Source organism: Ectopseudomonas toyotomiensis (assembly GCF_900115695.1).
Classification (GTDB): domain Bacteria; phylum Pseudomonadota; class Gammaproteobacteria; order Pseudomonadales; family Pseudomonadaceae; genus Aquipseudomonas; species Aquipseudomonas toyotomiensis.
On sequence record NZ_FOXK01000004.1, the window covers coordinates 153,708 to 175,683 of the forward strand.

15 protein-coding genes and 2 pseudogenes are annotated in these 21,976 nt (G+C 60.3%); 14 read left to right on the plus strand and 3 right to left on the minus strand.

Features of this window, described 5'->3' with window-relative positions; genetic code table 11:
- The first annotated feature begins 15 nt into the window (after positions 1-15).
- The 8 genes and pseudogenes from BM186_RS09520 to BM186_RS09550 all read left to right on the plus strand — a co-directional run bounded on the left by BM186_RS09520 (position 16) and on the right by BM186_RS09550 (position 6,453).
- Positions 16-843 (plus strand): hypothetical protein, encoded by an 828-nt coding sequence (locus tag BM186_RS09520; protein ID WP_074914908.1) that lies wholly within the window; start codon positions 16-18, stop codon positions 841-843.
- Between the two features lie 88 nt (positions 844-931).
- Positions 932-1,186, plus strand: coding sequence for a helix-turn-helix transcriptional regulator (locus BM186_RS09525; RefSeq protein ID WP_074914910.1), 255 nt, complete (start codon positions 932-934; stop codon positions 1,184-1,186).
- Positions 1,183-1,539, plus strand: a complete 357-nt coding sequence (locus BM186_RS09530; protein ID WP_074914912.1) for a hypothetical protein — start codon at positions 1,183-1,185, stop codon at positions 1,537-1,539. Before BM186_RS09525 ends, BM186_RS09530 begins: the two co-directional genes overlap by 4 nt.
- A gap of 3 nt (positions 1,540-1,542) precedes the next feature.
- Positions 1,543-2,610, plus strand: coding sequence for a toprim domain-containing protein (locus BM186_RS09535; protein ID WP_083431586.1), 1,068 nt, complete (start codon positions 1,543-1,545; stop codon positions 2,608-2,610).
- Positions 2,600-3,558, plus strand: a pseudogene (locus tag BM186_RS26755) (DUF927 domain-containing protein); the annotation flags it as partial. The gene BM186_RS09535 and the pseudogene BM186_RS26755, both read left to right, overlap by 11 nt.
- A 75-nt stretch (positions 3,559-3,633) precedes the next feature.
- Positions 3,634-4,491 (plus strand): aldehyde dehydrogenase family protein, encoded by an 858-nt coding sequence (locus tag BM186_RS26760; protein WP_206602772.1) that lies wholly within the window; start codon positions 3,634-3,636, stop codon positions 4,489-4,491.
- Positions 4,492-4,772: 281 nt separating this feature from the next.
- Positions 4,773-5,225, plus strand: a complete 453-nt coding sequence (locus BM186_RS09545) for a hypothetical protein (protein WP_074914914.1) — start codon at positions 4,773-4,775, stop codon at positions 5,223-5,225.
- Positions 5,218-6,453 (plus strand): tyrosine-type recombinase/integrase, encoded by a 1,236-nt coding sequence (locus BM186_RS09550; protein WP_074914916.1) that lies wholly within the window; start codon positions 5,218-5,220, stop codon positions 6,451-6,453. Before BM186_RS09545 ends, BM186_RS09550 begins: the two co-directional genes overlap by 8 nt.
- A gap of 200 nt (positions 6,454-6,653) precedes the next feature.
- Here BM186_RS09550 and BM186_RS09555 read toward each other — a convergent pair whose 3' ends face one another.
- Positions 6,654-10,409 (minus strand): hypothetical protein, encoded by a 3,756-nt coding sequence (locus BM186_RS09555; protein WP_074914918.1) that lies wholly within the window; start codon positions 10,407-10,409, stop codon positions 6,654-6,656.
- A gap of 986 nt (positions 10,410-11,395) precedes the next feature.
- Between BM186_RS09555 and BM186_RS26120 the strand changes: the two are divergent.
- The 6 genes and pseudogenes from BM186_RS26120 to BM186_RS09580 form a co-directional block, all read left to right on the plus strand.
- Positions 11,396-11,729, plus strand: a pseudogene (locus BM186_RS26120) (Hsp20/alpha crystallin family protein); the annotation flags it as partial.
- Between the two features lie 105 nt (positions 11,730-11,834).
- Complete coding sequence (gene clpK / locus BM186_RS09560) at positions 11,835-14,666, plus strand: heat shock survival AAA family ATPase ClpK (protein ID WP_074914920.1); 2,832 nt, start codon at positions 11,835-11,837, stop codon at positions 14,664-14,666.
- Between the two features lie 279 nt (positions 14,667-14,945).
- On the plus strand, positions 14,946-15,416 hold the full coding sequence (locus BM186_RS09565; protein WP_045733300.1) for a phosphate-starvation-inducible PsiE family protein: 471 nt from the start codon (positions 14,946-14,948) through the stop codon (positions 15,414-15,416).
- Between the two features lie 326 nt (positions 15,417-15,742).
- On the plus strand, positions 15,743-17,524 hold the full coding sequence (locus tag BM186_RS09570; protein WP_083431587.1) for a monovalent cation:proton antiporter-2 (CPA2) family protein: 1,782 nt from the start codon (positions 15,743-15,745) through the stop codon (positions 17,522-17,524).
- A gap of 220 nt (positions 17,525-17,744) precedes the next feature.
- A complete protein-coding gene (locus tag BM186_RS09575; RefSeq protein WP_074914922.1) occupies positions 17,745-18,713 on the plus strand; it encodes an LLM class oxidoreductase in 969 nt (322 codons plus the stop codon).
- A gap of 289 nt (positions 18,714-19,002) precedes the next feature.
- Positions 19,003-19,398, plus strand: coding sequence for a DUF4280 domain-containing protein (locus BM186_RS09580; RefSeq protein WP_074914923.1), 396 nt, complete (start codon positions 19,003-19,005; stop codon positions 19,396-19,398).
- On the opposite strand, the gene BM186_RS09585 is transcribed toward BM186_RS09580, so the two are convergent.
- Both BM186_RS09585 and tssI read right to left on the minus strand, forming a co-directional pair.
- The gene (locus BM186_RS09585; RefSeq protein ID WP_074914925.1) at positions 19,399-19,941 is read right to left on the minus strand and encodes a toxin-antitoxin system YwqK family antitoxin; all 543 of its coding nucleotides are present in this window, start codon (positions 19,939-19,941) and stop codon (positions 19,399-19,401) included. It lies immediately after the preceding gene.
- 7 nt (positions 19,942-19,948) lie between these two features.
- The gene (gene tssI / locus BM186_RS09590) at positions 19,949-21,955 is read right to left on the minus strand and encodes a type VI secretion system Vgr family protein (RefSeq protein ID WP_074914927.1); all 2,007 of its coding nucleotides are present in this window, start codon (positions 21,953-21,955) and stop codon (positions 19,949-19,951) included.
- Positions 21,956-21,976: the final 21 nt, after the last annotated feature.

Sequence of the window (21,976 nt, forward strand, 5' to 3'; positions counted from 1 at the left end):
AACAGGGGTGGTGCTGTGGGAAGTCATAACAGAGCTGTAGATGGCTATATCGAAGAAAATGAGGCCATCGAAGTACTCACAAAGCTGACTGGCCGGGAAATCACTGTTCAAGACATGAGGAAATGTGCAAGCCAGGGCATCGTTCCCGCCTATGCGCAGTTCATGCCTATGAACAAGGACTTGTACAACGGGAGGTCCTTTTACCTCGTTTGGGGCGAAGCCATCAAAGCAGCCAACCTGACAAGCGTAGACTCAGGATGCGAGGAAGATTTTTGGAAAGTCTTGCCGTTTCCCCTGCCAGCAGACGGCCTACTGAAAGCCACTGACGGGATACCTTATAGGGTCTTGGTATCTCGTAACGACGGCCTATTGGAAGCGGTATCCGAACAGCACTACATCAGAGTGTATGCCGACCAAGAGGTGAGACAGGCGGCCAAAAACGTGAAGCGTTATCTGGCCCGAGGCGATGTTCGGCGCATGACCCATTCTTGCTGCCAGACATGGGAAATGGACCGCGACCATGACCAAGACTTAACGACTGTCCGGTTTGCGAGTCCCTTCACTGCCAGCGAAAGCGCAGTATGCGTAAAAGCAAAAACACCCGATCTAGATGAAAAACTAGACCCCCGTGAACGCAGGAGTCTGTATCTGATGATTGCAGCCTTGGCCCAAAAAGCAGGCTATCCATTGGAGAACCCTAGCAAGGCGGAAGCTCAGCTGAAGAAGGACTTAGACGCCATGGGCATCTTCAAGATGAACGGAAAAGGAACTGCACAAGGTCACTTTGAAGCCGCTGCACTAGTCGCCGAGCAAGCAAGACAGGACTCCGAAGGCTCTTGGTAGCGGACTAATTTTTCCTATTAGGACACGCGCTAAAGCAAGCGATGTTGAATCTGCTCCGTACCCACCACACGGACACGGAAGCGGATAAATGCACCCGAATACTCCCCCCTCAAGCAAAGGGCTGATCCGTCAGCCCGCCCTCTGCCAATGGCTGGACGTGACCCGTTCCGGCCTCGCCAAGCTCAAGGCGAAAGACCCGACCTTTCCCAAACCCATCAAGGATGGTGACGCCCGCCAGGCTGCCGCCTATTACGTCGTGGCCGAGGTGGACACCTGGCTGCAAGCCAAGATTGCCGCGCGGGACAAGGCCCAGGCCGACAGCTCCGAGGGTGCGAAACAATGAGCGCCCCAAACTACTGGCGGGAACTGCTTGCCACTCCGACGGCATCTGCCGTCGACAAACTGTCCGAACATGCCGAGCGCCTGGAGCGGTTGGCCTGTATTGCCGAGTGCCAGGGCGAGCGTTTGAACTCTGGCATTGCCGCCATTGGCGAACTGTTGGACGGCGCAACGGGTGCCGGCCATGTCGATGATGGGGTGGCCGTTGCCATTTGCTCGATGCTGGCCGCACTGGCGGGGCTGTCGGCAGAGCTGGCGACCGTCACCCGTAACGCGCACGTCACCTTGGCCGGCATACGCACCACCGCGCATCGCAGCCCGACAACTCCCTACCTGTCACCCGTAAGTCAGGACTAACCCATGAGCTATTTTCAACAGCGCCGCGAGGCGTTGCCGGGATCGGCTCGCCTGAAGAAAACCCGGATCGTAGAAGACATTCGCGCGGTGGCCGTTGTCGCGTTGCAGCACGCTGCCGCATTGGTGCCGGAGCTGCTGCCGGAAGGCACCCGCAAGGGCAGCGAATGGGTTGCCCGCAACCCCACGCGAGCCGACCGGCAGGCCGGGAGCTTTTCGGTTTCCCTGGTGGACGGACGCTGGCATGACTTCGCCTGTGGCGACGGCGGCGGCGATTTGGTGTCGCTGGCCGCCTACCTGTGGGACGTGAATCAGGCAGACGCCGCGTGCGACCTGGCCCGCCGGCTGGGGCTGCGCCTCGACGCGCTGGAGGGGCGCCAGGACACTGGCGATAGTCACGACGACGGCCAACGTCGGCGGTTGGCGGCGGTAAGGCTGGAGGCAGAGCAGCGCACCGCCCGCGAAGCCGAGCGGAAACACCACAAACAAAAGGCCGCCGCCGACTTCGCCCGCCGACTGTGGCAGGCCAGCGCCGCCGCCAACCCGGCGCACGACTATCTGGCGGCGAAGCGGTTGCACGCCCACGCCCTGCGCGAGCATCGCGGCGAGCTGCTTGTGCCTTTGCTCAACACTGCCGGCGAGCTGGTGAACCTGCAACGCATCGGCGCCGACGGCGGTAAGCGCTTTCTGTTTGGCGGCCAGGTGCTGGGCGTCTTCCACCTGCTGGGCCAAGTCGAGCCGGGGCGGCGCCTGTTCGTCTGCGAGGGCTGGGCGACCGGCGCCACGCTGTTCGAATACTACGAAGGCGCCGACACCGTGGCCTGCGCCATGAATGCCGGCAACCTGCGCCCGGTGGCCCAAGCCCTGCGCGCCAAGTACGGCAGCCTGATTGAGCTGGTAATCGCCGGCGATGACGACCGCCTGAGCGACGGCAACCCCGGCCGCACGGCCGCCGATGCTGCCGCCCTGGCCACAGGCGCTATGGTGGTGTTCCCAGAGTGGCCGGCGGGTGCGCCTCTGGAGCTGTCCGACTTCAACGACCTGCATTGCTGGGACGCTGCCCATGACCGATAGGCCAAACCAGCCGGAGCCGAGCGAGGCATTCGGGGCGGCGGGCCAGGGGGAGGCGACGCCCAGCGGCAAGCGGCAGAGCAAACCAAGCAGCAAGCCGGCGCTCAAGAAGCGCAAGGCGAAGATCAAACAGCCCACGGTCACACCGGCCCGGCCGAGCTGGGCCACCTATGCCAGTTGGGTACAGACGCGGCAAGGCCACGTCCTGGCCCCCGGCCTTTACTTCCACGGCATCCGCGACGATGCGGAAACCGACACGCTGGTTTGTTCGCCGCTGGAGGTGCTGGCTATTACCTGTGATGAGCGCGGGGAGAACTTCGGCCGACTGCTGCACCTGCTACCCAAAGGGGCCAGCGTCTGGAAGCAGTGGGCGGCACCGATGGAGATGCTGGCCGGCGACGGTGCCGAGCTGCGCGCGGTGCTGCTCAACATGGGCGCGACCATCCCGCACAAGCAGCGGCAAGCGCTGATGGACTACCTGATGAGCAGCAGCCCGGAACGCCAAGCCATGGCGGCGACGCGCACCGGCTGGTACGGGCCGACGCTGTTCGTCATGCCGCGCCGGGTAATCGGCGGTGGTGACGTGGTGTTTCAGTCGACCGAGGCCGGCGGTCATGAATACGACACGGCCGGCGACCTGGCCGGCTGGCAAACCGAGGTGGCCGCCCGTTGCCTGGGTAATCCGGTGTTGATTCTTGCCGTCTGCGCGGCCCTGGCCGGGCCGTTGCTGACCCTGCTCGACGCCGACGGCGGCGGCTTCCACCTGCTGGGCGACAGCTCCAGCGGCAAGAGCATTGCGCTGGCCGTGGCCGCAAGCCGCGCGACTTCCTGCGCACATGGAACGCCACCAGCACGGGACTGGAGGGCGTGGCCACGCTGCGCAATGACACCCTGTTGGTGCTCGACGAAATCGGCGAAGCCAAGCCCCAGGACGTGGGCGGCATCATCTACGCCCTGGGCAATGGCACCGGCCGTCAACGCGGCAAGGTGTCGGGGCTACCGCGCCAGGTGCAGAAATGGCGGGTCATGGTGCTGTCCAGCGGCGAGCTGACCATGAGCAAGCACATGGAAAGCGCTGGTATGCGCAGCAAGGCCGGCCAAGAGCTGCGCCTATTGGACGTGCCCACCTATCGCCGCTATGGCGCCTATGACGACTTGCACGGCCTGGGCCTGCCCCATGACAACGCCAGCGAGGATGGCCGCAAAGGTGCCGGCCGGGCGTTCGCCGACACCCTCAAGCGCGCGACGGCACAACACTACGGCCACCTTGGGCCGGCCTTTGTCGAGCTGCTGGTGGCACGCGAGCAGACGGCCGAAGCCGCCGCCGAGCTGGAAGCCTTGTTCGCCGACATGCGCCAAGGCTTCCCCATCGGCACCGGGCAGGATGCCCGCGCGGCGGCGCGGTTCGCCATCGCCGCCCTGGCTGGCGAGCTGGCCATAAAAGGCGAGTTGCTGCCGTGGGCGCAAGGCACCGCCATCGCCGCGATGCGGGAACTGTTCGGCGCCTGGGCTGAGTTCCGTGGCCGTGGCCAGTCCGAAGACGCGAAGATCATCCGGGCGGTGTCGACCTTCATCGACCGCCACGCGGCACGCTTCGCCAACATCGACGGCACGGACGGCGCCGCTGTGCATGACCGCGCCGGCTGGTATCGCGCCCACGGCGACGGCCGCCTCTACCTGTTCACCGCGCAAGCGCTGGCGGACGCCGCCCAGGGCTTCGATACGCGTCGCGTGCTGGCCTGCCTCGACAATGCCGGCGCCATCGCCGAGCGCGACAACGACCGCGACGGCCGCCTGAGCAAGCGCGTGCGGGTCAAGGGTGAAGGCATCGTGCGGGTCTACGTGGTCAATCCCGCCGCCTTGCTGGCCGCCCTGGAGGAATAGCCATGGCTGACCAGAAATCGTCAACTGGAAAACCCCGGGTCACACCGGGAACAAACCGCCAAGCCCAGCAAGCGCCGGCCTTGGTGGGCACCTCTGCTGGGTCACAGACCGGGAACACACCGGGAACAACCGGGAACAGGGACAAGGTTTTTTGTTCCCGGTGTTCCCGGTCAAAACCAATACCGGGAACAGCTAAAAGCCCCGTCTTTGCTGGTTGTTCCCGGTGTTCCCGGTGTGACCCAGGCCGACAGCAGGTGGCTCGCAGCAATGAGCCAACAAAAGTGGCGCCGCTCGACTTGGTGGCCCTGGGCGCATTCGTTCGACGGTCTCAACCCGTCACCAACAGCGCAGAGCCCGGCAGCCCCTCGAATCTGCCCGCCGCGCAGTGGCTGGAACTGCTGGCGGCCGTGCTGGGTTGTTCGCCTGACTGGTTGCTGGACAGCGGGCGTATCAGTGACGCCGCCCGGTTGATTCGTTCGCACGGCTGGACAACGCCACCACGCCCGCTGCGTTCGCCGACACCGGCCGGCGATGCCAGCTCCACCGCAGCATCGCCTTTGCCCTGGCTGGTGGCCCGCGACGCCTACCTGAGCCACGTCATGGCGTGCGGCATCTGTCGTGCCCACCTCCCTAAATCTCCCACGCACTGCCCGGCCGGCGCCGAGCTGCGCACGCACTACGACCAGCAAATCACACGCCATATCACCTCAACCCTGGAGACTCCCCATGTCTAAATCCGTTGCCGTCAGCCTGTCCGAAGCCGCAATCAAGCGGCATGCAGGCGACAGCGCAATCACCCAACTGCGCGACACCCAACGCCCGCTGCGCTTTCGCTATCGCCAGAACCGTGAGCGGGGCAGTTTCTACGTCGTGACGCGCGCCCAGGGCAAAGAGCACTGGCACAAGCTCGGTAACTATCCCGACCTCACCGTTAAGGCGGTGTTGTCGGTGCTGCCCAACGTCATGCAGCGCCTGGCCATCGAGCCACAATCGGGCGCGCTGTCCACGTCCGGTTGGTCGACCGTCGGCGAGGTGCTGGAGTGGTATACGCATCGCGTTTCGCACGACGGCAATCTGAGCAAGAACCGAAAGGCCACGGCACGCTCGGCGGTGAAATGCCAGTTACTGCCCTGCCTCGGTGCGCTGCGTTTGGTCGAACTGAACCATGCCACGCTAGACAGCAAGCTGATGTGGCCGCTGCAATCGCAATACAGCGTGGCGCATGTGCGCTTGGTGTTCGGCGTGCTCAAGGTCGCATTCAAGCAGGCCGCGAGCCTGGGCCTGATCGGCAAGAACCCAATGGCCGACATGACCTTTACCGACTTCATCAAGACCAAGATCAAGCCGAAAGATGCGCGCTTGCGTCCGGTCGATTGTGGGCGCCTGCTAGAACATTGGGCCGCCCGTTACCGTCACGAAACCACGGCGGTCGCCCTGGCGGTGCTGATGCTGGCCCACGGCACGCGGATCGGTGAAACCCGCCAAGCCAAGTGGCGGCACTTCGACCTGATCGGCAAGACCTGGCATATCCCTGCCGTCGACACCAAGACCAAGAAAGCCCACACCCTGCCACTCACCGCCCAGGTGTGCGCCTTCCTGGCCCGTTATCGTGCTAGCCAGGTGGCCCGAGGTTATGACGGCGCCTACCTGTTCCCCGGCGTGCAGGGCCGCCCCTTCAGCGAAATGCAGGCGCAGTTGGCGTTTACCGCGTTGTCAGGCGAGCAATGGACCAGCCACGACCTCAGAAAAACCGCGCGCACCGCCTGGGCTGACCTCGGCGTCGATTACCTGATCGGCGAGCTGCTGCTGAACCATGCGCTGAAGGCCCTGGACGTGACCTATATCCACACCACGGCCGAGGCACAGAAACGTCAGGCTCTGGAGCGCTGGCATGCCTGGCTCGATGAGCGTGGCTTTGCTTCTCTGCACAGTGCGACGGGGGCGACTGACGCCAGGACATAAGCGAGACAGGCCAACCCCAGCCCCTCCCGCCCAGGCCAGCGGCGGCGGGGCTGGGCGGGAGGGTCAGAAATTGATTACAGGGGAGTAGGTTAAAAATCAGTAAAGCAATCTATGCGTAAGAAGTTAGCAATATCGCAAATCCGATTTTGACCAAGACTCAGGGGCAGCCTCAACAATAGTGCCACTTAGCTACCGGCCACTTATCTTTTCAACTTGTCGACTTCAGCCTGTAAGTCTTCTTGCTCTGCATAAGCGGTCCATGAGTCTGCAACGTTTGACAGCAATCTAGCGGTTCTAGGAAATTCAACAGCCTCATCAGACCAGTTCCGATATCGCTCCGCTAATGCTCGCTCCTGCGCGCCTCCTTCATGGATAGCCTTTGAATAGACTCCTCGTTTATTGAAGCACTCAAGGGCGAACCCTTTTTCAATCTGCTCAGATGAAAACCTTTCTATAACAGTACACACCGAAGCAGGAGGCCAAGATGCGGGCTTTGCAGCGTCCTCTTCAGCGTAAGCCAGCAATTTCCCGATGTGCTGGTCAGCGATCTCTGAAAGGTCACGTATCGCAGCTTCTGTGCGGACACCTGCTACCCATGACTCAAGCTCAACCAAATTTACATCTCCATCCTTGGAGCCAGGTAGTTTCTTGAATGACGAAAGCAGACGAAATGAAACGCGTGCGCGAGACTTTTCCTGATCGGTAACTTCAGTTTTTGGCTCGGACTTTTTGCCTCTATACACGTGAGACAGCACGTCGACAAAAAGAGCTGGGTCTTGGGCTAGAAGGTCATATAGCACAAGTTGGCGATTGTCATTTGATAGCAGTGGTAGGTATGCGTACTCCTGCCGAGCGATGTTTTCTCGCCTAGCATCTGCTCGAGACTCAAGCTCCTTAAACACTGCGTCCAAGTAATAAGAGAGCATCCCCCCACCACCTAAAATATTTGCATGTGCGATCTGACCTAGACCTTCGTCCAAAAGCGAGAAAATCAACTCGGTGGGGAGCTCTCTAAGTCTTCTATGCACATAGCCCAATACTTCAAGACTCCTCTGCATGCGGCGAAACTCTCCTATAGCCTGTAGAAGCACTTCTAATGTGCACTCATGCGGCAGGAAATTTATCCGTTTCCAGTATTCGTCGTATGCATCTTGGCCAAGCGATTTTGCGACATCCCATGTCGACTGGTTTATGGGCCAACCAAGAAGCAGCTTTGCCTTCTCACTCGCGTCATCCACTAGGCTAAATATTTGGTCGTGAAGGGCTTCCACCCATTCCTGCCCATAACGCCTAGCACCTAGAGCGGAAGCACTCAGTGCGAGCTCACCCGGTGCATTTGAGGTTATTGCAGCGGCAAGCAGGGCGAGTAGTTGAGGCTGAGAAACTTCGGTTCGATTCAGGGCCTGCCCCACGAGATGTGGTAGTGCGACCCGGTGAGCAAACTCAATGATTCCAAGCGGACCATCACGCAAAAGAATGCGTTCTAGAACATCCTTCCTAAGATCATCAGGATCGCCAAGATCATCAGATTTGTAGCGCCCTATATGTGGCATCCAATCGTCAAAAAGTTGCTTGTCCTCGGCAAAAGGATCAGAAGGGCGGTGGCGATCAAGCAAGGCTTCTATGTTCCTTCTTTCGTCCTCGGCCATTGCCCAGTCACTGTCCGCAAAGAACTCATGCCTAGCAACTTCGGCGTGTAGTGTGCTCCATACTGGATTAGCCTCTTCGGCCTCGTGCTTAGCAAGGTGGCTATCGACAAGCTGCAATACAGCCTCCCTGTCCACAGGTCTAAACGAGGAAAAGGACTTCACGAGCAGTATCACTCTCTCATCGTCCCCGTCAGCCATTCGAATAGCACGACTAACTACCGCATGCTCCGAATCCCAAACCAGCCCAAATGTCAGCGTCTCCTCATGAATCGGGGCAACATCACGCAGCTTTGGCTTCTGCGTTGGTGAGGATGTGGCATGTGATTTCGGTAGTAGCTTGACCAGTAATTGCCACGCTACGGCAGGGCACTCAGCTATAAGATTGTCGATACACGCAATCCGTTGTTTAAGCGTGGCGTGAGTGTTCGGCGACCAACTTAGTAAGATCGCGCGTAGACTATTGATTGGACGATTCACATAGCGTGAGTCTGGCTCAGGGTCGAGTTCGGCCAGTTTAGCGAGAATGATGGCTGTTCTGCTCAGTAGTTTCGGGTCCCAAGCCAGAACCTCCAGAGCCCACAAAATGTAAATATGTGGGCTCGAAGAGCCAAAAATATCATCGCCTTGATCGGAAAAGAGGCGAACGATTTCGCTACGTTCGCCCCCGAGCATAAACTCGAGGGCCGTCAAAAAAGGGTTAGGGGCTGCCTCTGCCAAAAGCACAGTCTGCTCCGAAAGCCCTTTGAGCGTACGGTGGTTTCTTCCCCAATCTGGTAGTGCGCTCAGAATCTCGTCCACGAAGCGTTGCGGGGTGCTGTTGGATACTTGAAGGCCACCGACTTTGTCCATCGTGGCGATGATGAGAAGTGTAAGAGCGAGCCCATCCCGAAGCCATTTGCTGTAGTCCGCTGGAGATACATAGTTAAGGCTGAATTTCTGGTCGCGAGAGGGCTCCTCGACAACATGGCTGAATACCTTGATAGCCGCCTCTCGCAGTCGCTGTAGGTCAAGTTCACCTATGAGATGGCCATAAAAACTGAAGGCATCAACAGGTGCCCGTACTTGCCAATACTCGCTTACACGATCAAACGGTGGATCAGCCAACATGATGGTAGGAAGAAGCTTTTCCTCCAACGCAGCATAATCTGCTAGCCCAGACAGCTCTTTGAGAACGGTTTTGTCCAACTCCTGCCGCACTGACCAGCCGCCGGCTAAGAATGCGGCCTTCAAATTGCTGGCCTGTCGCTCCCACTCGGGTGGTTGATAAGGCTTATTTGATCTCAGTCGCTCAAGGATAGTGAGGCTTCTGCCGCATCGATGAGCGAGCTCGTACCCTTCCTCGCGCTCGAGCCCCATCTCTATAAAGCCATCAACCATTCCGTTAGCTGACGAGCGTGTGAGCATCTTGTGCTGTCTAGCTTGCACGCCAGTGGCCGCAGATAAAGTAGGGCCGATGGTAGAAAGCATGCCCGACATATCGTCACCTTTTTGGGTGGTAATAAATGTCAGGTTTTTATGCCTGCTCAGAAAACGAGCGGCCGCTTCAGATTCAATAATGAGAGTTTTTATCTCTAGAGCTTTTCGCACTGCTGGTTCTGCCATGCGGATCGCTGCGACTGCGAAAGCTACGACCTCAATCGCAGACTCTGCCCCTAGCATTATTGCCTGAGCTGGCCCTGCTAGCTTTTTCAATAAGTCATCGGCGATTTCTTGTCGATCACCGATCACTACTTTTTCGTGCAGGGGGGGACGGAACCGAGTGCTGTACATTTCCCAAAATTCGTCCGTACTAAGAGCGCCGTCCTTAGGCGCCGCTTCCAGAACAGTCTTTGCATAAAGGGCAGCTACGGCGGGATGATGATCAAGCCAGTGAACCAACTCGACAGCATCTAAATAGCGAACGTCTTTCCATTTACCCTCGGCTTTTCGGGCACTCTCCCAGTCTGTTAGCTTCTCTTGGGGGGTATCCCACTTCTCCAAGTTAACTAGTACGAGCGTGTTTTCTGCCATTTCGGCAGGGTCGGTTTCATCGGTACGCTTCCTATAGTCTTTAGATGCTTTGGTAGCCCCTGCACCTGAACCAAACTCCCACTTGGACTTGCCGGCCGGGACAAACGATGTCTGTTCTGTAGTTTCTAGACTTCCATCCCAACCCCGAACTTGTCCTGCGTCGCCGCCTGGAAACCTAAAACGGCTGGCATCACCAATAGATGCTCTGATCAGGTCAGCAATCATGTCCGGTAAATACGCACGGGCATCGAGTCGTTTCGCCCAAGTAGCTAACCCCGCTTCATCTATCCATTGCATGTTCTGATGTCCCATATGCGGTTTGGCTGCACAGGCCCCTCACAAGCTAAGTGAGGTAGCGCTTCTTGGAGTCGAAAGCTCGCCGTTCTGCCACATAAATGCAATCTCCAAATTAATCCGGTGCACACAAAGGCCCGTTACAGCAGTGCAGGGCGGCCCTACTAGAGTTGGGTCCCTCTGGTTGCCACTCTTCGCAATACGGTCGGCAGGCCCGCGCGGTTCGTGAATTTTCCGGCCCGGCGAAATCGCTGCCTTTTGTCCACCTTTTTTGGACAGAAAACAGGCAAATAGAGCACCTAACGCGTTGTTTTTCCTTGCATCTACCGCCCCATGAAAAGGTGGCAAGGTGGACATGGCAAGCGCACCCGCCGCAAGCCAAACACGCGACAACCCGCGCTGCCACCGGCTCTAGCGCGCATTCGGGGAGGGGTGGTCACATCCCTGTAACCTCACAGACTCGACACCGAGCGCCCAGCCTTTTACACACGCCCGCGAAATAAAAAATTCTGAAGTCAGCCCATGCCTGTCGATTCAGTATCGTTACGCGTCACGCCCCCCCCGCATACGAGGGTAGAGTCAGATTTAGGGATACGTTTAGGGATACGCTTCTCTTTCGAGATGGATGCTGCTCAGTATTGGCGAGGCCTGTGGCTGACTGTTCGGCTCCGGCTTCGGCACCACTTAAATCAAGCGCTTACGTTTTTTCGGCGGCATGGCTTGGTCCGTAATCCTCGCACTCATCCGCAGTCGATCTGATCAGCAAGCAGTCGATCGGCGTTACTGCCAGCGTCATGTGATGAAACGTTCCTGCCACGGATGACCACCCGTCAAGCCGGCCTCGGCCGCCGCTTGCACCGTGGTGCTCAAGCCAGCCTCGCAAACCCCATTCTCCGCCTCAGGCTTTTAAGCTAGATACTTTCCTTGACTTCTAGCCTGCGAGGCGCAGACTTTGTCAAGTAACAGCAGCAAACCCCTTGGGCTTGGCTGGATTTGGTTTTCCGACGCTTGTCATGCCGCGCTTGCCGTTCGATTGGCTAGGCATGCTGAAGCTGGCGTTGGATATTCAGGAAACCGATAAGCAGCACAGGATTTCCCTCGACGATCCCGGTGTCGAGGAAAAGGACTTCCAGATCACGCCCGACAACGACGTGCCGATGGTGCGAGGTGAAAGCGCCAGGAGCAAGAGAAGAGCGAAGCGGCTTTTCTCGTGTCGAACTCTCCTACGGCAGTTTCCAGTGTGCACTGAACCTGCCCGACGATGCCAACCAGGATTCGAAGCGCGAAGCAAGTGCACCGAAGCACGGCCGCTCGATTCCGATTGAAGCTGAGTCGGATATTCCATTGCGGTCGCCACGAAGTCCCACCAGGGGACGAGGTGCCGCGGCATGCCGCACCTCGTCATCTCAATGACTAAGGAGCGTCCGCATGGCCAGGAAGCAATGTCAAATCTGCGGCCAACCCGCCACCGCGCGGGTGGAAGCCAATCTCAATGGTCGCCTCACCACCATGCTGTTGTGTGACGATCACTACCGCCAACTGGTGCGCCAGCAAAAACGCGCCATTTCCCCGCTGGAAGCCCTTTTCGGCTCGCGCAGCGGCCTGTTCGAAGATTTTCTCGGCAGCGATTTCTTCCGCATCGGAGAAGCGTCGGCACCGGCTGCAGCCGATGCCGATGAAGTGGTCGATGCGTCGTTTGGCGAACCAGCCTCCACAGCGTCGGGCACGCCGCGCCGTCGCGGCAGCGGGTTGGCCAGCCGCATCAGCGAGCACTCCGAGGCTCTGTTGCAGGAAGCCGCCAAGCATGCCGCGGACTTCGGTCGCTCCGAAGTCGATACGGAACACCTGCTGCTGGCGCTGGCCGACAGCGATGTGATCAAGACCATCCTGAGCCAGTTCAAGATCAAGGTCGATGACCTCAAACGCCAGATCGAAGCCGAGGCCAAGCGTGGCGACAAGCCGTTCGAAGGCGAGATCGGCGTGTCGCCACGGGTGAAGGATGCGCTCAGTCGCGCCTTCGTCGCCTCCAATGAATTAGGACATTCCTACGTCGGGCCCGAGCACTTCCTGATCGGCCTGGCCGAAGAGGGCGAGGGGCTGGCCGCCAACTTGCTGCGCCGTTATGGCCTCACGCCGCAGGCCCTGCGTCAGCAGGTAAACAAGGTGGTCGGCAAAGGTGCGGAGGATGGCCGCGCCGAGACGCCGACCAATACGCCGGAGCTCGACAAGTATTCGCGCGATCTCACCAAGATGGCCCATGCGGGCAAGCTGGATCCGGTCATCGGCCGCGCGCAGGAAATCGAAACCACCATCGAAGTGCTGGCGCGGCGCAAGAAGAACAACCCCGTATTGATCGGCGAGCCTGGCGTGGGCAAGACCGCCATCGTCGAGGGGTTGGCACAGCGCATGGTGGCCGGCGAGGTGCCCGAGACGCTGCGCGACAAGCGCCTGGTCGAGCTGAACATCAATTCCATGGTGGCCGGCGCGAAGTACCGTGGCGAGTTCGAGGAGCGCGTACAGAAGGTGCTGAAGGAGATCTCCGAGCACCAGGGCGAGATGATCCTCTTCATCGACGAGGTGCACACCATTGTGGGCGCCGGCCAGGGTGGTGGCGAAGGCGGGTTGGACGTGGCCAACGTCTTCAAGCCGATGATGGCGCGCGGTGAGTTGAACCTGATCGGCGCGACGACGCTCAACGAGTACCAGAAGTACATCGAGAAGGACGCCGCGCTGGAGCGGCGCTTCCAGCCGGTCATGGTGCCCGAGCCAACGGTGGCGCAGACCATCATGATCCTGCGCGGCCTGCGCGATACCTTTGAAGCGCACCACAAGGTCAGCATCACCGAGGACGCGATCATCGCGGCCGCCGAGCTGTCCGATCGCTATGTCACCGCGCGCTTCCTGCCGGACAAGGCCATCGATCTGCTCGATCAGGCTGCCGCCCGCGTGAAGCTGTCGGCGACGGCCCGCCCCGTTGCGGTGCAGGAGTTGGAGGCCGAACTGCACCAGTTGCGCCGGGAGCAGGACTACCTGGCTTCCCGCAAGCAATACGATAATGCGTCGGAGGTCGGCAAGCGCATCGAAACCAAGGAAATCGAACTCAAGACGCAGGTCGAGGACTGGGAACGCGAGCGCGGCTCGGGCAGCGCCGAAGTCAAGGCGGAACACGTGGCGCAGATCGTCTCGCGCCTGACCGGCATCCCGGTCAATGAGCTGACGGTGGAGGAGCGCGAGAAGCTGCTGCACCTGGAGCAGCGGCTGCACGAGCGCCTGGTGGGTCAGGACGAGGCAGTACGCGCGGTGGCGGATGCGGTGCGGCTGTCGCGCGCGGGGCTGCGCGAAGGCAGCAAACCCGTGGCCACGTTCCTGTTCCTGGGCCCCACCGGCGTCGGCAAGACCGAGCTCGCCAAGGCGCTGGCCGAATCCGTCTACGGCGACGAGGGCGCCCTGTTGCGCATCGACATGTCGGAGTACGGCGAGCGCCATACCGTGGCAAGGCTGGTGGGCGCTCCGCCGGGCTACGTCGGCTATGACGAAGGCGGCCAGCTCACGGAGAAGGTCCGTCGCAAGCCCTACAGCGTGCTGCTGCTCGACGAGATCGAGAAGGCCCACCCCGACGTCTACAACATCCTGCTGCAGGTGTTCGACGACGGGCGGCTCACCGACGGCAAGGGTCGCGTGGTGGACTTCACCAACACCATCATCATCGCCACGTCGAACCTGGGATCCGACATCATTCAGCGCCGGCTGAAGGCGCGCGGAGCGGCCGGCGAGGAGTACGAGAAGGCCAAGACAGAGGTGATGGACGTGCTGCGCGGGCACTTCCGCCCCGAGTTCCTCAATCGCATCGATGAGATCATCGTCTTCCATGCGCTGGGCAAGGAGGAAATCCGCCACATCGTCGGCCTGCAACTCGATCGCGTGGCCCGCAATGCCGCGAACCAAGGCGTGACGCTGACGTTCGATGGGACGCTGGTCGATCACTTCGCGGAAGAAGGCTACAAGCCCGAATTCGGTGCTCGCGAGCTCAAACGACTGATTCGCAGCGAGCTGGAAACGGCACTGGCGCGCGAGATGCTCGGCGGTGGTATCGGCAAGGGCGATCACGCCCGTGCACGTTGGGACGACAAGGCGGAGCGGGTTGCCTTCGAACGTAAGCCAGCCGCTGCGGCCAGCGCCGAAGCTCCACCTGAACCTGCGCAACCATCGGAGTCGAGCAAGGGGGCGCGCAAGAAGAAGTCCGAAAGTGGCAAAGCATGAAGCACTGGGCTGCCCTGATCCTGAAAATGGGAGACGGGCAGCCCGTATGTTCTCTTTGATGTGCCGGGCATCTTTCGGCTCGAGCCCGGCCCATTCAAGTAGAACGTTACTGCGCGCGCGTGGTGGAGTACCCCAGGCTGCACGACATCCTGCCGTGACGACCTGGTGGGCTGCCGATATCACCCGCGACATGTTCACGCGCTTCGGCATGGACGAAGGCCTAGAGGCGCAGCGACCGCGATTTCTCGTAGGAATGGCCTGTTTCTGAAGGAGTGGCGCATGAACAACAGCAATCAGACCGGGACGACACTCGAACGACTCCGCCGTAACTGGGCGGTGATGACGTTTTACGAACGCTTCGAGCAGGCCGTCGCGATCATCCTTTCAGCGGTGATGGCGGTGATTATCGTGGTGTCTCTGGTGCAGCTGATTCACATTGTCTTCAGCCTGCTGGTCATCGATGCATTCAATCCGCTCGACCACAAGATCTTCCAGAGTGTGTTCGGCATGATCATGACGCTCCTGATCGCGATGGAATTCAAGCACTCCATCGTGCGCGTGGCCCTGCGCCGTGACAGCATCATTCAGGTCAAGACGGTCATCCTGATCGGGTTGATTGCGCTGTCCCGCAAGTTCGTGATTCTCGATCCCGATGTCGGCCCGGCCAAAGTCGCCGCATTGGCCGGCGCCACTCTGGCCCTGGGGCTGACCTATTGGCTGTTGCGTGAGCGCGATGACCGAATCGTCTAGGACGCCATGCCTCACAGTGAGTGGTCCGCGCCACAAACGTCGAGCCTGGTCACGGCATCGCTTGCGTAACTGCCTGAAAACAGCGCTACCGGTTTGGACGTCGATCAGTTTCGCCGCACTCGCCGTCGGCTTTTTACTTGGCGAAAGGGGGCTGTGGGGCCCCCTGCGAGCCAGCCTATTCGTCTTGTCATTCGAACCGGTGGCGGCTACAGCGCTGAGGCTGAAGTCGTATGTCACGCGTGCCATCCAGTCGGATGAAGCACCCGAAATCGAGGGTGTAAGAACGTTTTTGTAACCGCTCCTGATATGGGCTGAGGGTCAAGGCTATGGCCGCTGAAGGCTACGCAGGACAATTATTGGGTGTCATCACGTTGCTCGCTGCGGCCGTGGTGGCAGTGCCGCTGCTCAAACGTATCGGGTTCGGCTCGGTGCTGGGTTACCTGACAGCGGGGATGATGATTGGTCCCTTCGGACTGCAACTGATCCATGACCCCCACACCATCATTCAGGTTGGCGAGCTGGGTGTGGTGATGTTTCTTTTTGTGATTGGACTGGAGCTGAAGCCCTCGCATCTATGGGAGCTGCGTGGGCAGATATTTGGGCTGGGCAGCCTGCAGGTGGTGGTCTGTGCTTTTCTGCTCACCTTCGTCGGTATGGCCTTTGGTTTCCCCTGGCAGGTGTCGTTTGTGTGCGGGGCCGGTTTTGTACTCACATCCACAGCCTTGGTTATGCAAGTCCTCTCGGAGCGCGGTGACATAACCGAGCCGAGGGGGCAGCGCATCGTGTCCATTTTGCTGTTTGAAGACCTGTTGATAGTGCCGTTACTGGCGGTGGTGGCATTTCTGGCGCCCACTGAATTGGTGCATGAACCCACTTCACCGCTTTGGCAGCGTATCGGTATCGCCGCCCTGTCCTTGGGCGCACTGGTGGCCATCGGATTGTGGCTGCTCAATCCACTGTTTCGGGTATTGGCCCAAGCCCGGGCGCGCGAGGTGATGACCGCCGCCGCGCTACTGGTGGTGCTGGGGGCAGCGCTGCTGATGGAAATCGGCGGGCTTTCAATGGCGATGGGGGCGTTCGTTGCCGGCGTGCTGCTATCGGAATCCACCTTCCGCCACCAGTTGGAGGCCGACATAGAGCCGTTTCGCGGCCTGCTGCTGGGGCTGTTTTTCCTGGGCGTCGGCATGGCCTTGGATCTGCAAGTGGTGGTCACGAACTGGATGCTCATCACCTCTGGTGTGCTGGCGCTGATGGTGGTCAAGGCACTGTGTATTTATGCGGTCGCGCGCCTTGCAAAGAGCTCCCATGGCGATGCGCTGGATCGTGCAGTGCTTATGGCGCAGGGTGGCGAATTTGCTTTTGTGCTGTTTGCCGAGGCGCTCAAGCTCAGGGTCATCAGCCCCGAAGTCAACGCCAATATGACGGCTATCGTGGTGCTCTCCATAGCCATTACGCCGGTGGCCTTACTGCTGTACAGGCGTTTTGCCCGCGCACAGAGCGTTTCGATGGCCGGTGTGGAAACCGCACAGAATCTGCAAGGCAATGTACTTATCATCGGTTTTGGCCGCGTGGGCCAGATTGCCTGCCAGGCACCCCTCGCTCAGGGAGCGAAACTTTCCATTATCGAGATAGATCCGGAAGTGATCCGCGCCGTGGAGCCCTATGGTTTCAAGGCCTATTACGGTGATGGTGCCCGCCATGAAATATTGCAGGCTGCCGGTGCCCATCACGCCCGCGCCATCATCGTTTGTGTGAACGACAAGAAAGCCGCGACACGCATAGTCGAAAGTACGCGGCATTACTGCCCGCAAGTGAAATTGCTGGTGCGTGCCTTTGACCGCGAGCACGCGCTGGAACTGGTCAAGCACGACGCGGACTACATAGTGCGGGAAACCTTTGAGTCGGCCCTGCTGCTCGGCCGTCAGGCCGTGCTGACGCTGGGTGCGTCTGAGCACGAAGCCGACGCGGTAACCGAGGAAGTGCGCATGCGCGATGCCGAGCGTTTTGCTCTGGAAACAGCGGGTGGTCTGTTTGCCGGGCGAGCATTGGTACTGGGAAACATCGAGCATATCGAACCGCCGAACCAAGAAGCGCGGGACACCCAGTGAGCATTCATTCGGGATCGTATAGGGCTGTCGCCGTCGACCACCCCGCTCTGTATCGCTGCCTTGCAGCGGGGGTAACTGGCGATTTCGCAACGTATTGCCCCCGGACTATCACAAACGCCCTGCGCGGCGTTCCGGGTGGCCTTGATAACGCTGATTTGATATCCGCTCGCAGGGATGTCATTCAGCTCCTCAACATCTTTTGAAATAGGTAGGAGGGCGTATGTTCACTCCGAATTCCATTCCCTATCAGCGACAACCTGGCTTTCAGCGCACTTACCGCCAAGGCCGCTTGACCCTGGGTCTTTTCTTTCCCCTCGAAGCCTTTGCCGGTGATACGCCGAGCATGCTCGACCAGGTGAGCCTGGCTCAACGTGCCGACAAGCTGGGTTTCTCTGCCCTCTGGTTTCGCGACGTGCCGTTACGCGACCCCAGCTTCGGTGATTCGGGTCAGGTCTTCGACCCCTGGGTCTACCTGGGTTTTATGGCGGCACACACACACTCGATTGCGCTGGGTACCGCCTCGATCATCCTGCCAATCCGCAATCCCCTGCACACCGCCAAGGCCGCTACCAGTGTCGATCAGCTCAGCGGTGGCCGCCTGTTACTCGGTGTGGCTTCCGGTGACCGGCCGGTGGAGTTTCCCGCATTCGGTGTCGACCCGGAGCGACGCGACAGCCTGTTCCGCGAATACCTCGAGGTATTTCGCGAGGCTCAGCGCAGCAGTTTCATGCCTTTGACCTGGTCCGGCGGGACGCTTGAGGGCGCGGATCTGATTCCCAAGCCGACCACGGCGGAAATTCCTTTCTTTGTCACCGGCCATAGCCGCCAGACACTGGAATGGATTGCCCGCTACAGTCATGGCTGGATCAGTTATCCACGCGCCCCGAAGACGCAGCAGCTGATTGTCGATAACTGGCGCACTGCGGTTCGTGCCGAATGTGGTGAGCTGTTCAAACCCTTCACCCAGTCGCTATACATCGACCTGACCGATAACCCGCAGACACCACCACGACCGATCCACCTGGGCTATCAATTAGGGCGATATCACCTGATCTCGTTGCTGGAAAGCTTGCAGGAGATCGGGGTTAATCATGTGATCGTCAATCTGAAATACGGCCAGCGCCCCGCGGGCGAGGTTATCGAAGAGCTCGGTCAGTTCGTGCTACCCAACTTCGTCCTGTCGACATGAAGCGGCATGGTGCTGGATAGCTACGACACGCACTTTCTATCCGCTCACCGAGCCTTTTCTGGAATTGACTGGGATGATGGGTTAATGACTATGTACCTCTGCTGTTCAATAAAAAGAACCAAAAGCGAGACCAGCTATAGCGTGCAATGCTGAACTCGCGAAAGGCCTGGTGGATGTTCGTCGTTCCGGTCGGACTTATCGGGGCGATTTATTTTTACTTAAATCAGTTGCATACAATGATCCTCGGCTAACCTGATAAACCAACCTGCAGCAACGAGTAGGATCTTCAATGGGCTGTCCACAAGTATGCAGTGGCGCCACACTGCAGTGCAGTTTTGGTGTCGCCCCTAGCATGTTGAGCGTGTTGCCGCAGAACCGCACGCTCACGGCGGGTATGCCTGCAGCGAACATCATGGATCACATCCCGCTGGTGAATATCCTGCCTTTCGGCATGTGCCAGAGCCTTGCCAACCCCATGGTCGCTGCCGCAACTGCAGCAGCCTTGGGTGTGTTGACGCCCATGCCTTGTGTACCGGCAACCGCGACACCTTGGATCCCGGGCGGACCAACGACCATGTTGCTTGGCAACATGCCGTCGCTCGATTCCAACAGCACCCTGATGTGCAATTGGGCTGGTGTGATCAAGATCGCCATGCCCGGCCAGGTGCAAATGCTGATTCCCTGATCAGGCCTCGCCCGACTCCTGCCAGCGCCGCCACCACCAGCGCAGCCTAGAGATAGGTTTGCCTTCGGCGTCCAGCGGGCGGCCGTCTTCCGCGAAGCTCTGGCCTTCGTCCAGCGGCTTGCCGTTGAGGTAGCGACTGCGATGGGCCACCTGGCCTCTGCTATGGAAGCGTTGGTAGAGGCCATCACGTACCCCATCGCGATATACCTCCAGCTCGGCCAGGCTGCCATCCGGGTAGTAGCTGCTGGCCTCGCCGTGCATCAAGCCTTGGCGATAGGCGACCTTGCGCTGCAGCCAGCCTTCGGCGGCGAAGTACTGAGCCACGCCATGCAGGCGTCCGTCGGCGTAGGGCAGTTGTGCCGACACCTGGCCGTTGGGGTGGTAGAGGATGCTGGGGCCGTGGAGCACGCCGTTGGCATAGAGGAGCTGGGCCTGCGGGCGGCCGGCTTCCTGGATGCGTACCGGGCCATCGAGGGCGCCGTCCTGCAGCTTGCCCTGGAGGCGGCTGTCGCCACGTGTGAGGTCGAGGTTGCCGTTGGCCATGGGCGCCTCAGTTGACCTTCACCAGGCCGCCCTTGATGGTCAGCATGCCGCCGCCATCAACGGTCTGTTCGGCGGCGGCCTTGTTGGTGAGGCTGACGCCGGCGTCGTTGGTCAGGGTGGTGCCGGCCTTGTTGTCCAGGGAGGTGCCGGCCTGGTTGGTGAGCGAGGTGCCGGCCTTGTCGGTGAGTGCCATGCCGGCCTGGGTGGTGAGGTTCTGGTCGCTCTTGGCGGTGAGGTCGCCGCTGCTCTGCAGGGTGAGTGTGCCGGTCACCTTGATGGTGAGGTTACCGTCCACGGTCAACTCGTAGTTGCCGCTGACGGTGTGGCTGTAGTTGCCGCCAGTGCTGTGGGTCTGGTCGGCACCGACGGTGACGGTGCGGCTGTCCTTTACATCGAGGGTGTCGCTGCCGGTCTGGATGGTCACGGTGCGCTTGCCTTTCTCCAGGGTGATGGTTTCGTCGCCTTCCTTCACCGTGCGGGTGCGGGCGTTCTGCACCGTGAGGGTCTCGTCATGGCCGATGGTAGCGGTGCTGTCGTTGAGCACGTTGACCTTCATGTCCTTCTGCGCCTGGAGGAAGACTTCCTCGGCGTCCTTCTTGTCCTCGAAGCGCAGCTCGTTAAAGCCGCCACCGCCCTTGGAGGAATTGGTCTTGATGCCGGATTGGGTCTGGTTGTCCGGTAGGGCGTAGGGCAGGGTGTTGTCGCCGTTGTAGACGCAGCCGGTGACCAGCGGGCGATCCGTGTCGCCGTCGATGAAGGTAACGATCACCTCCTGGCCGATGCGCGGGATGAACTGCATGCCGAAGCCCTTGCCGCTCCAGGGCAGCACCACGCGTACCCAGCAGGACGAGGTTTCGTCGTTCTTGCCGTCGCGGTCCCAGGGGAACTGGATCTTGATGCGGCCGTACTGGTCGGTCCAGATCTCTTCGCCGGCCTTGCCCACCACCTGTGCGGTCTGGGTGTGCATGCGCGGCTTGGGCGTGAGCCGGGGCGGGCGGTAGGCGGTGGCCTTGGGAATGGCCTCGAAGCGGTTGCGGTAGTGCTCGTGGCTGGCGTCATGGGTGACGGCGGTCACCACCCAGTCGATATTGAGGCTGGCGTCGTCATGCCCGGTGAGGGTGAACCAGTGGCCGGGCACCAGCCAGCGGCAGTCGCTCTCGCCGATCAGGCGCTTCTCCTGGCTGCGCAGCCCGTCCACGCGCTGCTTGGTCAACGCATCGCCGCGCGCCTTGGCGATGTAGCCGCCCGGGTGCTCGTACATCGACAACGGCCCGGCCACCGCCTCGGCCTTGCTGTAGAGCGAGGTGGTGGGGGTGGTGAAGGCGTAGTCGGTGGCGCTGTACACCCCGGCCACCGCCTGCACGCTGTACTGCGCCGAGCGGATGCCATGCAGCTCACGCACGCCGATACCCTGGCCCAGATAGGGCACCTTCGGCCCATTGGGGATCTGCACGAAGGCATCGCTGCTGTCGCCCAGCACCAGCGTGTGCTTGCCGTCCTCGTGGGTGAAGAACCAGAAGATCCCTTCCTCCTCCAGCAGCCGCGAAACGAAGGCGAAATCCGTCTCGCCGTATTGCACGCAATACTCGCGCGGCTCGTAGCTACCGGAGAGCGACAGCTTGAAGTCGGTGAAGCCATGGGCCTTGAAGATCGTGGTGACGATGTCGCTGGTGGACAGGTTCTGGAACACCCGATTATTGCTGGCCAGCGTCAGCCACCAGAGCCAGGGGCGCAGCACCACCTGGTAGCGGTCGGCCGTGGCATCGGCGGGGAGCTGGCGAATTTCCGCGACCAGGGCGTCGAGGGGGCGCTGGTTGGCGTCGTTGTGGAGGGTGGTGGTGATATGCGTGGCCACGGCACTGCTCAACGTCAGCGCGGTGGCGCTGTCGCCATTAAGAGTCAGGCTGCCCAACTCGTTCAACACCTCGCCCCCGGAAAGCGTTTGGGGGTAAAGATCCGTCAGGGCAGAGGCGCTGAGGGAAAGGCTGGTATTGGTGTCGGTGGGGCGGGGCATTAGAGCCTCGTTGCAAGGTGG

Coding starts and splice junctions, on each gene's coding strand:
- BM186_RS09525 (WP_074914910.1), top strand. CDS start 932: ATGCACCCGAATACTCCCCCCTCAAGCAAAGGGCTGATCCGTCAGCCC.
- BM186_RS09530 (WP_074914912.1), top strand. CDS start 1,183: ATGAGCGCCCCAAACTACTGGCGGGAACTGCTTGCCACTCCGACGGCA.
- BM186_RS09535 (WP_083431586.1), top strand. CDS start 1,543: ATGAGCTATTTTCAACAGCGCCGCGAGGCGTTGCCGGGATCGGCTCGC.
- BM186_RS26760 (WP_206602772.1), top strand. CDS start 3,634: ATGGTGCTGTCCAGCGGCGAGCTGACCATGAGCAAGCACATGGAAAGC.
- BM186_RS09550 (WP_074914916.1), top strand. CDS start 5,218: ATGTCTAAATCCGTTGCCGTCAGCCTGTCCGAAGCCGCAATCAAGCGG.
- BM186_RS09555 (WP_074914918.1), bottom strand. CDS start 10,409: ATGCAATGGATAGATGAAGCGGGGTTAGCTACTTGGGCGAAACGACTC.
- clpK (WP_074914920.1), top strand. CDS start 11,835: ATGGCCAGGAAGCAATGTCAAATCTGCGGCCAACCCGCCACCGCGCGG.
- BM186_RS09565 (WP_045733300.1), top strand. CDS start 14,946: ATGAACAACAGCAATCAGACCGGGACGACACTCGAACGACTCCGCCGT.
- BM186_RS09570 (WP_083431587.1), top strand. CDS start 15,743: ATGGCCGCTGAAGGCTACGCAGGACAATTATTGGGTGTCATCACGTTG.
- BM186_RS09575 (WP_074914922.1), top strand. CDS start 17,745: ATGTTCACTCCGAATTCCATTCCCTATCAGCGACAACCTGGCTTTCAG.
- BM186_RS09580 (WP_074914923.1), top strand. CDS start 19,003: ATGGGCTGTCCACAAGTATGCAGTGGCGCCACACTGCAGTGCAGTTTT.
- BM186_RS09585 (WP_074914925.1), bottom strand. CDS start 19,941: ATGGCCAACGGCAACCTCGACCTCACACGTGGCGACAGCCGCCTCCAG.
- tssI (WP_074914927.1), bottom strand. CDS start 21,955: ATGCCCCGCCCCACCGACACCAATACCAGCCTTTCCCTCAGCGCCTCT.